This window comes from Burkholderia cepacia, from assembly GCF_001039005.1.
GTDB classification, from domain to species: Bacteria; Pseudomonadota; Gammaproteobacteria; order Burkholderiales; family Burkholderiaceae; genus Burkholderia; species Burkholderia theae.
Map to the genome: position 1 here is coordinate 51278 of NZ_LDWR01000045.1, position 14311 is coordinate 65588.

At 67.3% G+C, this 14311-nt stretch carries 10 protein-coding genes; 5 read left to right on the plus strand and 5 right to left on the minus strand.

The genetic code is table 11. The annotated features are described in order from the left end of the window. The first annotated feature begins 126 nt into the window (after positions 1–126). The 4 genes from VL15_RS25195 (at position 127) to VL15_RS25210 (ending at position 7438) form a co-directional block, all read left to right on the plus strand. Positions 127–2112 (plus strand): ATP-binding cassette domain-containing protein, encoded by a 1986-nt coding sequence (locus tag VL15_RS25195; RefSeq protein WP_419188693.1) that lies wholly within the window; start codon positions 127–129, stop codon positions 2110–2112. Between the two features lie 234 nt (positions 2113–2346). Further along, entirely contained in the window at positions 2347–4329 is a 1983-nt protein-coding gene (locus VL15_RS25200) for a DNA topoisomerase IV subunit B (protein ID WP_048249215.1), read from the plus strand. An 81-nt stretch (positions 4330–4410) separates the two neighbouring features. Continuing rightward, the gene (parC, locus tag VL15_RS25205; RefSeq protein ID WP_048249216.1) at positions 4411–6732 is read left to right on the plus strand and encodes a DNA topoisomerase IV subunit A; all 2322 of its coding nucleotides are present in this window, start codon (positions 4411–4413) and stop codon (positions 6730–6732) included. Between the two features lie 247 nt (positions 6733–6979). Further along, positions 6980–7438 carry a CopD family protein gene (locus VL15_RS25210; RefSeq protein ID WP_047898700.1) on the plus strand — a complete coding sequence of 153 codons (459 nt, stop codon included), beginning with the start codon at positions 6980–6982 and terminating at the stop codon, positions 7436–7438. Positions 7439–7486: 48 nt separating this feature from the next. On the opposite strand, the gene VL15_RS25215 is transcribed toward VL15_RS25210, so the two are convergent. Beyond that, positions 7487–8371 carry a LysR family transcriptional regulator gene (locus VL15_RS25215; RefSeq protein ID WP_048249217.1) on the minus strand — a complete coding sequence of 295 codons (885 nt, stop codon included), beginning with the start codon at positions 8369–8371 and terminating at the stop codon, positions 7487–7489. Positions 8372–8484: 113 nt separating this feature from the next. Here VL15_RS25215 and VL15_RS25220 point away from each other — a divergent pair, with 113 nt between their 5' ends. Further along, complete coding sequence (locus tag VL15_RS25220; RefSeq protein WP_048249421.1) at positions 8485–8931, plus strand: multidrug/biocide efflux PACE transporter; 447 nt, start codon at positions 8485–8487, stop codon at positions 8929–8931. Between the two features lie 46 nt (positions 8932–8977). On the opposite strand, the gene VL15_RS25225 is transcribed toward VL15_RS25220, so the two are convergent. The 4 genes from VL15_RS25225 to VL15_RS25240 all read right to left on the minus strand — a co-directional run bounded on the left by VL15_RS25225 (position 8978) and on the right by VL15_RS25240 (position 14294). Further along, a complete protein-coding gene (locus tag VL15_RS25225) occupies positions 8978–10186 on the minus strand; it encodes a chromate transporter (protein WP_048249218.1) in 1209 nt (402 codons plus the stop codon). Positions 10187–10383: 197 nt separating this feature from the next. Next, complete coding sequence (locus VL15_RS25230) at positions 10384–12723, minus strand: EAL domain-containing protein (protein ID WP_048249219.1); 2340 nt, start codon at positions 12721–12723, stop codon at positions 10384–10386. A 217-nt stretch (positions 12724–12940) separates the two neighbouring features. Further along, positions 12941–13822, minus strand: a complete 882-nt coding sequence (locus tag VL15_RS25235; protein WP_048249220.1) for a PhzF family phenazine biosynthesis protein — start codon at positions 13820–13822, stop codon at positions 12941–12943. Between the two features lie 13 nt (positions 13823–13835). Continuing rightward, positions 13836–14294 carry a RidA family protein gene (locus tag VL15_RS25240; protein WP_006478174.1) on the minus strand — a complete coding sequence of 153 codons (459 nt, stop codon included), beginning with the start codon at positions 14292–14294 and terminating at the stop codon, positions 13836–13838. Positions 14295–14311 lie beyond the last annotated feature (17 nt).

The window sequence follows — 14311 nt, forward strand, 5'->3', positions numbered from 1 at the left end:
AGGGATACGCCCGCCCGCTGCCGGGTGCCTGCGACCCGCGCGCGGCGGCCGCCCACCGGCCGTCGCGGCCGGTCTTGCGGCATTATCCGTCCGGCCATGCCGGTGGCGGCGTCCGCGACCGGTACAATGGGCGCTTCCGATTCCTCTCTCCGCCGTCTCCCCATGTCGCTCTACTCCATTACCGGCGCGCAGCTCGCGTTCGGTCACGTCGCGTTGCTCGATCACGCGGATTTCTCGCTGGAAGCCGGCGAGCGCGTCGGCCTGATCGGCCGCAACGGCGCGGGCAAGTCGTCGCTGCTGAAGATCGTCGCTGACCTTGCGAAGCCCGACGACGGGCTGGTTACGCGCCAGCAGGAACTCGTGACCGTCTATGTGCCGCAGGAGCCCGAATTCGAGCCGGGCGCGACGGTATTCGACGCGGTCGCGTCGGGGCTCGCGCACACGCGCGAACTGCTCGAGGAATACGATTCGATCGCGCACCGCCTCGCGGATACGCCCGAAGGCGCCGAGCACGATGCGCTGCTCGCGCGGATGAATGCACTGCAGTCGTCGCTCGACGCGCACGACGCGTGGAGCTGGCGTACGCGTGTGTCGATGACGCTCGCGCAGATCGGTCTGACGGACGGCGATGCGAGCGTCGACGCGCTGTCGGGCGGGATGCAGAAGCGCGTCGCGCTGGCGCGCGCGCTGGTGCTGCAGCCCGACGTGCTGCTGCTCGACGAACCGACCAACCACCTCGACTTCGACGGCATCCGCTGGCTGGAAGAATTGCTCGTCGCGCAGCGCGCGGGCCTGCTGTTCATTACCCACGATCGTGCGTTCCTCGACCGTGTCGCGACGCGCATCGTCGAGCTCGATCGTGGCCGGCTGCTGTCGTACCCGGGCAATTTCTCCGCGTACCAGACGCGTAAGGCGCAGCAGCTCGAGGTCGAGCGCGTGGAAAACGACAAGTTCGACAAGCTGCTCGCGCAGGAAGAAGTGTGGATCCGCAAGGGCGTCGAAGCGCGCCGCACGCGCAGCGTCGGCCGCATCGCGCGGCTCGAGCAGATGCGTCACGAGCGCGCGGAGCGCCGCAATTCGCAGGGCAACGTGAGGCTCGACGTCGCGCAGGGCGAGAAGTCCGGCAAGATCGTCGCGGAGCTGACCGACGTGACGAAGTGCTACGGCGGCCGCGCGGTCGTCGACTGCTTCTCGACAACGGTGATGCGCGGCGACAAGATCGGCTTCGTCGGCCCGAATGGCGCGGGCAAGACCACGCTGCTCAAGCTGATTCTCGGCGAGCTGAAGCCCGACGAAGGCACGGTGCGCACCGGCACGAACCTGCAGGTCGCGTATTTCGACCAGATGCGTGCGCAGCTCGACCAGGAGAAGAGCCTCGCGGATACCATCAGCCCCGGCAGCGAATGGGTCGAGATCGGCGGCGTGCGCAAGCACGTGATGAGCTATCTCGGCGATTTCCTGTTCGCGCCGGAACGCGCGCGCTCGCCGGTGAAGTCGCTGTCGGGCGGCGAGCGCAACCGGCTGCTGCTCGCGCGCCTGTTCGCGCGCCCGGCCAACGTGCTGGTGCTCGACGAACCGACCAACGACCTCGACATCCCGACGCTCGAGCTGCTCGAAGAGCTGCTGGCCGACTACGACGGCACGGTGCTGCTCGTCAGCCACGATCGCGCGTTCCTCGACAACGTCGCGACGTCGGTGATCGCGGCCGAGGGCGACGGCAAGTGGCGCGAATATGTCGGCGGCTTCTCCGACTGGCAGATCCAGAGCGAGCGCTCGCAGCAACTCGCGCAGCAGGAAGCCGCGAAGCGCGCGGTCAAGGAAGCGGCGCCCGTCAAGGAAGAGCAGGCGAAGAGCGCCGCGGGCCGCAACGCGCAGCGCACGGTGAAGCTGTCGTTCAACGAGCAGCGCGAACTGGATTCGCTGCCGGAGAAGATCGCCTCGCTCGAAGAGGAGCAGAAGACGATCAATGCACAGCTCGAGGACGGTTCGATTTTTGCGAAGGACCCGCAGGAAGGCACGCGCCTGACCGAGCGGTTCGCGGCGATCGACGACGAATTGCTCGAGGCGCTCGAACGGTGGGAAACGCTCGAGGCGAAGCGCAAGCCGGCGTGACGCGTCGCGCGGCCGGCGGCGGCCGTGCACCAATCTCGCGATTGGCGCGCCACGCGGAACCAGTAGAATACCGCGCGTCCCGGGCCGCGTAGCGCATGCCGCGCGCCCGCTTTCGGAGCAGTCCAAGCACACCGTTGTTTCGATTCGCTTTTTTACGGAACTCAACGTTTTGTCCACGACGTTATCCACACGAGGTGTGGACAACGTCCCGATGAATGACGAAATTCAGCGCCTATGTCAACGAAGAAACCCAGCGCGGCCTATAGCGAAGCATCGATCAAGGTGCTCAAGGGTCTCGAGCCGGTCAAGCAGCGGCCCGGCATGTACACCCGTACCGAGAATCCGCTGCACATCATCCAGGAAGTCATCGACAACGCGTCCGACGAGGCGCTCGGCGGTTACGGCAAGCAGATCGTCGTCACGCTGCATGCCGACCAGTCGGTGTCGGTCGACGACGACGGCCGCGGCATCCCGTTCGGCATGCATCCGGAGGAAGGCGTGCCGGTCGTCGAGATCGTGTTCACGCGCCTGCACGCGGGCGGCAAGTTCGACAAGGCCGCGGGCGGCGCCTACACGTTCTCGGGCGGCCTGCACGGCGTCGGCGTGTCGGTGACGAACGCGCTCGCGACGCGCCTCGACGTGACGGTCTGGCGCGACGGCAAGATCGCCGAGCTCGGCTTCGCCGACGGCGATGTGGTGAAGCCGCTCACGACGCAAGGCGCGGGCCGCGGCGAGAAGAAATCCGGCACGCGCGTGCAGGTCTGGCCGAATCCGAAGTATTTCGATTCGCCGAACCTGCCGCTCGGCGAGCTGCAGCGCCTGCTGCGCTCGAAGGCCGTGCTGCTGCCGGGTGTCGAGGTCGTGCTCGTCAACGAAAAGACGGGCGAGCGCCAGACGTGGAAATACGAGGACGGCCTGCGCGGCTACCTGCTCGACGAAATGAACGGCAGCGAACTGCTGATCCCGCTGTTCGAGGGCGAGCGTTTCGCCGATTCGCGCTCGGGCGACGATACCTTCGCCGAGGGCGAGGGCGCATCGTGGGTCGTCGCATGGTGCGAGGAAGGCTCGCTCGTGCGCGAGTCGTACGTGAACCTGATCCCGACGCCGGCCGGCGGCACGCACGAGTCGGGCCTGCGCGACGGCCTGTACCAGGCCGTGAAGAGCTTCGTCGAACTGCACAACCTGCAGCCGAAGGGCGTGAAGCTGCTCGCGGAAGACGTGTTCGCCCGCGTGTCCTTCGTGCTGTCCGCGAAGGTGCTCGATCCGCAGTTCCAGGGGCAGATCAAGGAACGCCTGAACAGCCGCGACGCGGTGAAGCTCGTGTCGTCGTTCTCGCGCCCCGCGCTCGAACTGTGGCTGAACCAGCACGTCGAGCACGGCAAGAAGCTTGCCGAACTCGTGATCAAGCAGGCGCAGGCGCGCACGCGCGCGGGCCAGAAGGTCGAGAAGCGCAAGAGCTCGGGCGTCGCGGTGCTGCCCGGCAAGCTGACCGACTGCGAGACCGAGGACATCGCGCGCAACGAGCTGTTCCTCGTCGAGGGTGACTCGGCGGGCGGCTCCGCGAAGATGGGCCGCGACAAGGAATACCAGGCGATCCTGCCGTTGCGCGGCAAGGTGCTGAACACGTGGGAAACCGAGCGCGACCGGTTGTTCGCGAACAACGAAGTACACGACATCTCGGTCGCGATCGGCGTCGATCCGCACAGCCCGGACGAAAGCGTCGACCTGTCGAACCTGCGCTACGGCAAGATCTGCATCCTGTCGGACGCGGACGTCGACGGCTCGCACATCCAGGTGCTGCTGCTCACGCTGTTCTTCAAGCATTTCCCGCAACTGATCGAGCGCGGCCACGTGTGCGTCGCGCGACCGCCGCTGTTCCGCGTCGACGCGCCGGCGCGCGGCAAGAAGGCCGCGCAGAAGCTCTATGCGCTCGACGACGGCGAACTGGAAGCGATCCTCGACAAGCTGCGCAAGGACGGCGTGCGCGAGACCCAATGGAGCATCAGCCGCTTCAAGGGTCTCGGCGAAATGAGCGCCGAGCAGCTGTGGGACACGACGATGAACCCCGACACGCGCCGCCTGATGCCCGTGAAGCTCGGCGAGCTCGACTACGAGGCGACCGTCGCGCGAATGACGATGTTGATGGGCAAGGGCGAGGCAGCCGCGCGGCGCGGCTGGCTCGAGGAAAAGGGCAACGACGTCGAAGCGGATATCTAGGCTTGACTCGATAAGCGCCCCGAGCGCGGCCGGGCAGGACGCCCGGCCCGGCCTTACGCCACTTACGAATACGGAATTCAGATGGACGACAATACTTCCGATCTCTTCGCCGCGCCCGACGCACCGGATGCCGAAGCGCTGACGCTCGGCAACTACGCGGAGCAGGCGTATCTCAGCTACGCGGTCAGCGTCGTGAAGAGCCGCGCGCTGCCCGACGTGTGCGATGGCCAGAAGCCGGTGCAGCGCCGGATTCTCTACGCGATGAACGAAATGGGCCTCGGCCCGGACGCGAAGCCGGTGAAGTCGGCGCGCGTCGTCGGCGACGTGCTCGGTAAATACCACCCGCACGGCGACCAGTCGGCGTACGACGCGCTCGTGCGTCTCGCGCAGGATTTCTCGCTGCGCTACCCGCTGATCGACGGGCAGGGCAACTTCGGCTCGCGCGACGGCGACGGCGCGGCGGCGATGCGTTACACCGAAGCGCGCCTCACGCCGATCGCGAAACTGCTGCTCGACGAGATCGACCAGGGCACGGTCGACTTCATGCCGAACTACGACGGCTCGTTCGAGGAACCGAAGACGCTGCCGAGCCGCATGCCGTTCGTGCTGCTGAACGGCGCGTCGGGCATCGCGGTCGGCCTCGCGACGGAGATCCCGTCGCACAACCTGCGCGAAGTCGCGGCCGCGGCGGTGTCGCTGATCCGCAATCCGAAGCTCACGCACGCGGAGCTGATGAACCTGATTCCGGGCCCGGATTTCCCCGGCGGCGGGCAGCTCATCTCGAGCGACGCGGAAATCGCGGCGGCCTACGAAACGGGCCGTGGCAGCCTGAAGATGCGCGCGCGCTGGAAGATCGAGGATCTCGCGCGCGGCCAGTGGCAACTGGTCGTCACCGAGCTGCCGCCGAGCACGTCGGGCCAGAAGGTGCTCGAGGAAATCGAGGAGCTGACCAACCCGAAGCTCAAGCTCGGCAAGAAGACGCTGACGCCGGAACAGCTCAACACGAAGAAGGCGATGCTCGACCTGCTCGACGCGGTGCGCGACGAGTCGGGCAAGGAAGCGGCGGTGCGGCTCGTGTTCGAGCCGAAGTCGCGCACGATCGACCAGACGGAGTTCGTGAACACGCTGCTCGCGTACACGAGCCTTGAATCGAACGCGACGCTGAACCTCGTGATGATCGGCGCCGACGGCCGGCCGGGCCAGAAGGGGCTGCTGACGATCCTCGACGAGTGGGTGAAGTTCCGCCAGCTGACCATGACGCGGCGCACGCGCCACCGTCTCGGCAAGGTCGACGATCGGATCCACATCCTCGAAGGGCGGATGATCGTCTTCCTGAACATCGACGAGGTGATCCGCATCATCCGCGAATCGGACGAGCCGAAGGCCGCGCTGATGAGCGCGTTCGGCCTCTCCGACCGGCAGGCCGAGGACATCCTTGAAATCCGGCTGCGCCAGCTCGCTCGGCTCGAGAAGATCAAGATCGAGAAGGAACTCGAAGCGTTGCGCGACGAGAAGGCGAAGCTCGAGGAACTGCTCGCGAACGAAAGCGCGATGAAGCGGCTGATGATCAAGGAGATCGAGGCCGATGCGAAGCAGTACGGCGATGAGCGCCGCACGCTGATCCAGCAGGAAAAGCGCGCGACGTTCGAGGCGAAGGTGGTCGACGAGCCGGTGACTGTGGTCGTGTCGCAGAAGGGCTGGGTGCGCGCGCTGAAGGGCCACGGGCTCGACCCGGCCGGCTTCACGTTCAAGGCCGGCGATCACCTGTACGCGGCGTTCCAGTGCCGCACGCCGGACCGGCTGATCGCATGGGGCAGCAGCGGCCGCGTGTACTCGGTCGACGTGTCGGTGCTGCCGGGCGGGCGTGGTGACGGCGTGCCGGTCACGTCGCTGATCGAGCTCGAATCGGGCTCGCACCTGATGCACTACTACGCGGCGCCGGCCGACCAGCAGCTGTTGCTCGCGTCGAGCAACGGCTTCGGTTTCCTCGCGAAGGTCGGCGACATGGTGAGCCGCGTGAAGGCCGGCAAGGCGTTCATGACGATCGATACGGGCGCGGTGCCGCTCGCGCCGATGCCCGTGCTGCCGAATGCGACGCAGATCGCGTGCCTGTCGAGCGGCGGGCGGCTGCTGGTGTTCGGGATGGACGAGATGAAGACGCTGTCCGGCGGCGGTCGCGGCGTGATCCTGATGGCGCTCGACGACAAGGAAACGCTCGTGCAGGCGCTCGCGATCGATCCGGCGGGTGTCGTGCTGATCGGCACCGGCCGCGGCGGTAAGGCGGCGGACGACACGCTGTCGTACGCGGGGCTCGCGCCGCACATCGGCAAGCGCGCACGCAAGGGCCGCGCGCCGGAGTCGAAGCTCAAGGTCGTCAGCGAGCTGCGTCCGCTGCTCGGCTGACGCCGGGCACGATCGTCCGGTTCGGCCGCGATCGAAGGCCGCACGTCCGCTTCGGCGGGCGTGCGGCCTTTTTCTTTTTGCTTCCGGATACGGGTAAGCAAGCGTGGCGCCGTCATGCGGAACTTGCAAAATATTGTGAAATCCCGTCCGGGGTCTGAACCGCGCGGCGCCAAGCGGGTCGAACGACGTTCGATGCCGCGTGCGACGCGGTCGTTCGCCGCACCCAACCCATCACAGGATTGCCCTCATGTCCCACGCTGTTGCCGTCGCGCTGTTTCTTCATCTGCTGGCCGTCGCCGTGTGGGTGGGCGGGATGGTCTTCGCGAACTTCTGCCTGCGTCCGGCGCTGTCCGACCTGTCGCCGCAGCTTCGGCTGCCGCTGATCGAAGGCGTGTTCGGCCGCTTCTTCAACTGGGTGGCGGGTTCGGTGATCGTGATCCTGCTGTCCGGCGGTTTCCTGCTCGTGGAATTCGGTGGCGCGCACGCGACGTGGTCGCTGCACGCGATGGCCGGGCTCGGCGTCGTGATGATGCTGATCTTCGGGCACATCCGGTTCGCGCTGTTCCCCCGCATCCGCCGTGCAGTGCAGGCGCAGAACTGGCCGGACGGTGCGCGCGCGGTGAACGCAGTGCGCCTGCTCGTCGTCGTGAACCTCGTGCTCGGTGTCGTCACGGTCGGCGCGGCCGTGCTGTCGCGCGGCTTCTGATCTTCCGGCGCCGCCAGGCGCCAGCCGCGGGCGCAGCAGCATGCGCCGCTACGCGGCCAGCATCGCGTCGAGCAGCCATGAGCCGGCCGGGCCGAGCGGCCGGTTGCGCGACCAGACGGCATCCACCCGAACGCGGCGCGGCCAGCCGCGCGCACGCAGTTCGCACAGGCGATCGCGGGCGAAGTGCTCGACCATCCAGCGCGGCAGTTCGGCCCAGCCGAATCCCAGCACGGCCATCTCCAGCAGCATCAGGTAGCTCGGTGCCAGCCAGTGCTGCGTGCCGACGACGATCCGGTCGTCGGTGCCGCGGCCTTCCGTTTTCACATAGGTGTTGAGGCGCAGTTCGCGCACGTCGCGCAGCGCCGCGTGCGGCACCTCCGTCTCGCCGTACGCCGCGAGCGCGTGCGTGCGGCCGACGAACAGCCCGATCTCCGATTCCTCCGCCACCGTCGCTGCGCCGATATCGGCCGGGTAGGCCGCACGCGCGGCCATCAGCCCAAGCTGCGCGCGGCCTTGCTGGATCAGGTCGAGCACGTCTTCGTGCTCGGCGATCTGGCATTCGAGCTCGAGCGCCGGAAAGCGCCGCTCGAGCGCCATCAACGTTTCCTCGTAGCGCTTCGACTGGTACGTATCGGATACGACGAGCGTCAGCCGCGCTTCTTCGCCGCCGGCAAGCCGCGCGGCCGTGCGGTCGATCGCCGCGCCGGCCTCGAGCGCGCGCTGCACCTGCGGCAGCAGCGCGCGCCCGGCGTCGGTCAGCGTCGGCGCGCGCGTCGAGCGATCGAACAACTGCACGCCGAGATCGATCTCGAGATTCGCGATCGCCTCCGACACGGTCGACTGGCGCTTGCCGAGCTTGCGCGCGGCCGCCGTGAACGAGCCGAGCAGCGCGGCTTCGGCGAAGGCGAGCAGGGCTTCGGGGGCGTGGCGCATGCGGCACTCCTGGCGGCGTTATATCGGTAAAACCGATGATATCAAACTGGATTCATACGGTTATGCCGATCAAAATGGCCGGCATGAATGAAGGACACGAATCGGAGGGAATCATGAAACAGATGAACAAAACGGTGACGGAACGGCTGCTGCATGCGCTGACGTTCGAGCTGGTCGCGATCGCGCTGTGTGCGCCGATCGGCGCGTGGCTGCTCGACATGCCGGTGTCGCACGTCGGCGTGCTGACGGTGATGGTGTCGCTGATCGCGATGGCCTGGAACATGGCCTTCAACACGCTGTTCGACCGCTTCGAGCGGCGCGCGGGGCTGTCGCGCACGCTCGGCATGCGGATCGCGCACGCGGGCCTGTTCGAGCTGGGTCTCGTCGCGATGGTGGTGCCGGTGGCCGCGTGGTGGCTGAACGTGAGCCTCGTCGAGGCGCTGCTGCTCGACCTCGGCATCGTGCTGTTCTTCCTGCCCTACACGTTCTGCTTCAACCTCGCGTACGACGCGCTGCGCGCCCGCTGGATGGCACGCCGGGTCGCGGTACAGGCGGGTTGAAGTGAATTGATACCGGCCGAGCCGGTGGAGCGGCGGCCGCCGCCCGTCAGCGTGCGGCGGCCCACAGCCACGCGCCGCAGGCAATCGCGACCGCGCCGTAGACGGCATAAACGGGCACCTTGAAGCGCGCGAAGCACAGCGTCGCGAACGCGCCCGTCAGCCAGTAAATCGGATCGGCCGGCTCGCGATGCAGGATCTTCACGACGGCGACGACGAGAAAGCCCGTCGTCGCCGCGCGCAGCAGGCGCATCCCGTGCTCGAAGCGCGAATGGCGCTTGAGCCGGAACAGGTGGTTCTGCGCAAACACGACGAGGCAGCCCGACGGAATGAACAGCGCGGCCGTGGCGAGCAGCGCGCCGACCCAGCCGTCGGTCAGGTAGCCGAGAAACGGCACGACATTGAGCAGCGGCCCCGGCGCCACGGGCGACAGCGCGAACGCAAGCGTGAAGTCGTGATCCGAGATGCCGGTGGCCGGCGTGACGAACAGCGTCTTGAGCACGGGCAGCGCGGAAAAGCCGCCGCCGAACAGCGTCATGCCGGCGCCCGCGAGGCGCGGCCACAGCAACTGCGCCTGGTAATCGCCGGGCAGCGGGACCGCGAACAGTGTGACGAGTACGCCGAGCAGTACGAGCAGGTTGCGATCGCGGGTCGACAGCGTGAAGTCGACCGCGTCGCGTTGCGGCGGCCCCGTCAGCCAGCCCGCTGCAAACGCGGCGAAAAGAATCCCGACGAAAGCGGCCGGACTATGCGCGAAAGCGAGCAGAATCGTCGATAGCGCGGCGATCACCTGTTCGAGCCGGGTGCTCGCGAGCGAGCGCAACTGCCTGACCCACGTGACGCCGATCAGCGCGGCGAGCACCATCCCGAAGTGATTGATCAGCATCGGATCGGCCAGCGAGCGCACGAGCGGCGTGCGATAGAACATCGCGAACAGCGTCATCAGTATGGAGAATGGCAGCACGCTCGCGATACCGGCGACCCATGCGCCGGCGCGGCCGTGCAGCGTCTGGCCGACCTGCACCGCGACATTGCAGCCGACGGGGCCCGGCACGAGCCAGGCGAGCGCGACGAGATCGCCGAACACGTGCGGCTCGATGCGCTGCAGCCGTTCCACGTAGTGGCGTTCGAGCTGCGCCATCATCGAAAGCCCGCCCCACGAGACCGCCGAAATGCCGGCGACGACCTTGAACAAGGTCCACAGGGAGGCCTGTGCCTGTTCGATAGGAGCAGTCGCTTCGACTTCTACGGTTGTCATGGTGGTGCTGTCGGCGCAGGGCCTGATCTCTCATGTGTGGACATGCCGGCGGCCCGCCGACACGTTGGCCCTCCCGATTGTCCGCCGCGCACGATGACACTGCCATGCGCGAAAACGCTAGTTAATGGACTAAACAATCGGATCGGAAAACGAAACAATTGCGGCGGCGCGCAACGCGCATCATGGCCGCGATGCGCTCAGGCGCCGGTGCTGCCGGTGGCGCGATGCGCGATGACGTTCGGATGGTCGCCGCGCACGCCGAAGCGCGCGATCAGCGCGGGAATCGCGTCGGCCGGCACCGGGCGCGAGAACAGGAAGCCCTGCGCCTCGATCTCGCCGAGCGCGGACAGCCACGTGATCTGCTCTTCCGTTTCCGTGCCTTCGACGACGACGGTCAGTCCGAGCGAGCGCGCGAGATGCACGATCGACGACACCATCACGCACACGCTGCGATCGTTCGGGATCGCCTGCACGAACGAGCGGTCCACCTTCAGCGTGTCGACGGAGAAGCGGTGCAGGTACGACAGCGACGAATAGCCGGTGCCGAAATCGTCGAGCGCGATCCGGATGCCGAGCTTCTTCAGCGCGACGATCTTCTCGGACACGAGTTCCGGGTATTCCATCATCGCGGTTTCGGTGATCTCGAGTTCGAGCCGGTTCGCGTCGATGCCGGTTTCCTGCAGCGTGCGCGAGATCGTCTCGATCAGGTCGCCGCGCCAGAACTGCACGGGCGAGATGTTGACCGCGAGCGTCAGCGTGTCGTGGCCGTCGTCGCGCCAGCGTGCGATCTGCTCGCACGCGGTGCGGATCACGAAGTCGCCGATCGGCACGATCAGGCCCGTCGATTCGGCGATCGAAATGAATTCGTTCGCGGAGATGATCCCGTGCTCGGGGTGATCCCAGCGCGCGAGCGCCTCGAAGCCGGTGATGTAGCGGTGCGTGAGGTCGATCTTCGGCTGGTACGCGAGGAACAGCTGCCCCTCGGCGAGCGCGACGCGCAATTGCTGTTCCCAGCGCATCAGGTGGTCGGCACGGTGCGACAGGTGCGGCGCATAGAACTGGTAGCAGTTCTTGCCGGCGTCCTTCGCGCTGTACATCGCGAGGTCGGCCTTCTTCAGCAGGTCGATTTCGCTTTCGTTCGCCACGCTGTGCAGCGCGATGCCGATGCTCGCATGCAGCACGAACGAACTGCCGCGCACGTCGAAGGGTTCGCCGAACATCCGGATGATCGCTTCCGCGAGCCGCACCGCGCGCCGCTCGACGTCGTCGCCCTTCATCACGACGACGAACTCGTCGCCGCCGATGCGCGCGAGCGAGCCTTCGTCGCCGACCGCATCGGACAGGCGCGACGCGGTCATCTGCAGCACGATGTCGCCGGCGTTGTGGCCGAGCGTGTCGTTGACGGTCTTGAAGTTGTCGAGGTCGATGAACAGCAGGCCGAGCCGCGACAGGCTCGTGGGCATCGACACGTCGTTGCGCAGCCCGCGCAGCGTCGCATAGCGGTTCGCGAGGCCGGTGAGCAGGTCGTATTCCGCGAGCTGCGTCATCTCGCGCTCGCGGCCGAGCAGCTTGCCGATCAGGCCCGTCGCGACGCCGAAGAACGCGAGCATCGCGAGCGTGATGAAGCTCGTCATCAGCAGGTAGACGTTGCGCGTGTGGTAGTAGTCCGCGAACTCTTCCGTTTGCGACAGCCCGACCATCACCGCGAGCGGGTAGCCGTCGAGGTGGCGGTACGACACGATGCGCGTCACGCCGTCGATCGGGTCGATGATCGTGCCCGTCACGCGCTCGGCGATCGGGTAAACACCCGAGGCCGAAAACGCGCCCGGCGCGTTGCTGACCGAGCCCGTGCGCCGCGCGAGCACCGTGCCCGTGTCGGACACGACCGCGATCACGCCTTCCTTGCCGATCGCCGCGTTGTTGTAGAAGTCGTTCGTGAAGTAGCTCGGGTCTTCCGACACGACGACGATGCCCGCGAAGCTGCCGTCCGGGTTGTTCAGGCGCCGTGTCATCTGCAGCGTCCAGTGGCTCGAGACGCGGCCGAGCACGGGCTTGCTGATGAAGAGGCGGTCGTCGTTGTTCGCGAGGTGAACCTTGAAGTGCTCGCGATCGGACAGGTTGATCGGCTGCGGATGGAGTTCGGCGGTGTTCGCGAACAGGATGCCCTTCGCGTTGACGAGCGACACCTGGATCAGCGTGTCGCTCGGTACGACGCCTTTTTCGACGGCGCTCGCGAGGTTGAAGCGCGCGGGCGACTTCTCGAACTCGAACTTGACGAAGCGGGTGATCTGGTCGACCTGGTGGATCGCCTTGACCGTATGCTGCTCGAGCGCGGAGGACAGGATTGCCGCGGACGCCGCGGCCTCCTTGTACGCGCTGTCCTTCTCCACCGACAGGCGCGCGATGATCACGGCCCACAGCAGCGCGAGCGCCAGCATCCCGAGCAGCGGGATCGCGAACAGCGCACGCCGGCGCGATTTGCGCGGCGCGCGTAGCGGCCGGGTCGGCGGCGTGTGGTTGGACCGGGCGGAGCTCATCGAAGAGGGTGGCGTCCTGCTCGCGTACGCCATCCTTCGGGATGGCGGGCTATGGTTGGAGTCGCCCCGGCGTCTGTTCGTTCGCGGGATGCGCAACCAGCGACAGACCTCCGAAACGACGGATTAGGCCCGATATTACTGGCTGGAAGGTTTTTGCGATAGTTGGGCGAATCGTAGGGGCGCCGGACGGGCCGGCGCCATCGCACATCGCGAAATGTCAGACGGGTGACCGGAAAGTGCCGTCGACGACCGTGACGGCGTGGCCGCCGATCCAGGTCGTGCCGTCTTCGTCGTAGCTGACGAAGATGCGGCCGTCGCGGCCGATCGCCGTGCCCTGGCGGGCCGTGTAAGACTGGCCGGGGCGGCGCGCCTGGCGCGTCAGCAGCCCGGCCAGCGCGGCGTTCGCGCTGCCTGTGACGGGGTCCTCGCCGACGCCGAAGTTGCCGCCCGTCATCAGGCAGCGGATTTCGAACGTCGCGGGGCCGCCTGCGGCATGCGGCGCGTAGGCCGCGAGGCCGTCCGTACCGTAGCGGTGCGTGATCGCCTCCAGCGCGGCCGGATCGGGCGTCAGGCCGATACAGGCGTCGGCCGACGTCAGCCGCACGACGAGCCACGGCGCGCCGTTGTCGACCGCGCACGGCTCGGCATCCAGATCGATCGCGTCGCTGCGCAGCGCGGCGGCCAGCGCCGCGTAGTCCGAACGGTCGAGCGGCGTGACGCGGGCCGGCGGCGCGGCGAACGCCCAGCCGTCGGCCTGCTCGCGCAGCGCGACCCGTCCGACCCCGCATTGCTGGATCAGCCGGCCCGGCGTGCGCGGCCGGGCGCCGCTTTCCAGGAACGCGTGCGCGGTGCCGAGCGTCGGGTGGCCGGCGAACGGCAGTTCGCCGCACGGCGTGAAGATCCGGACGCGATAGTCGGCTTCCGGATCGGTCGGCGTGCAGACGAACGTCGTTTCCGACAGGTTGGTCCAGCGGGCGATCTCGAGCATGTCGTCGTCGCCGAGCGAATCGGCGTCGAAGATCACGGCGAGCGGGTTGCCCTTGAACGGCACCGATGTGAACACGTCGACCTGCTTGAAGCGGACGAGACGGTCGGGCATCGCGCTGCGCCTGTTACGCGACTTCGGCGATCAGCTCGATCTCGACGCACGCGCCGAGCGGGATCTGCGCGACGCCGAAGGCCGAACGCGCGTGCTTGCCCGCGTCGCCGAACACTTCGGCGATCAGTTCCGACGCGCCGTTCGTCACGACGTGCTGTTCGGTGAAGTCGAGCGTCGAGTTGACGAGGCTCATCAGCTTGACGATGCGCGTGACCTTGTTCAGGTCGCCCGTGTGCGCGTGCAGCGTCGCGAGCAGGTCGATCGCGATCGAGCGTGCGGCCGCCTTGCCGTCTTCCGTCTGCAGATCCGCGCCGAGCTTGCCGGCCCAGACCTTGCCGTCCTTCTTCGCGATGTGGCCCGACAGGTAGACCGTGTTGCCGCTTTGCGCGCTCATCACGTAGGCGGCGGCCGGTGCGCCGGCGGTCGGGAGCTCGATGCCGAGCGACTTCAGTTTGTCGTAGACGTTAGCCATGCGTTCGATTCCTCGTA

Bases quoted from the DNA above. Each gene is read 5' to 3' on its own strand.
- VL15_RS25195 (WP_419188693.1), top strand. From the start codon at position 127: ATGGGCGCTTCCGATTCCTCTCTCCGCCGTCTCCCCATGTCGCTCTAC.
- VL15_RS25200 (WP_048249215.1), top strand. From the start codon at position 2,347: ATGTCAACGAAGAAACCCAGCGCGGCCTATAGCGAAGCATCGATCAAG.
- parC (WP_048249216.1), top strand. From the start codon at position 4,411: ATGGACGACAATACTTCCGATCTCTTCGCCGCGCCCGACGCACCGGAT.
- VL15_RS25210 (WP_047898700.1), top strand. From the start codon at position 6,980: ATGTCCCACGCTGTTGCCGTCGCGCTGTTTCTTCATCTGCTGGCCGTC.
- VL15_RS25215 (WP_048249217.1), bottom strand. From the start codon at position 8,371: ATGCGCCACGCCCCCGAAGCCCTGCTCGCCTTCGCCGAAGCCGCGCTG.
- VL15_RS25220 (WP_048249421.1), top strand. From the start codon at position 8,485: ATGAAACAGATGAACAAAACGGTGACGGAACGGCTGCTGCATGCGCTG.
- VL15_RS25225 (WP_048249218.1), bottom strand. From the start codon at position 10,186: ATGACAACCGTAGAAGTCGAAGCGACTGCTCCTATCGAACAGGCACAG.
- VL15_RS25230 (WP_048249219.1), bottom strand. From the start codon at position 12,723: ATGAGCTCCGCCCGGTCCAACCACACGCCGCCGACCCGGCCGCTACGC.
- VL15_RS25235 (WP_048249220.1), bottom strand. From the start codon at position 13,822: ATGCCCGACCGTCTCGTCCGCTTCAAGCAGGTCGACGTGTTCACATCG.
- VL15_RS25240 (WP_006478174.1), bottom strand. From the start codon at position 14,294: ATGGCTAACGTCTACGACAAACTGAAGTCGCTCGGCATCGAGCTCCCG.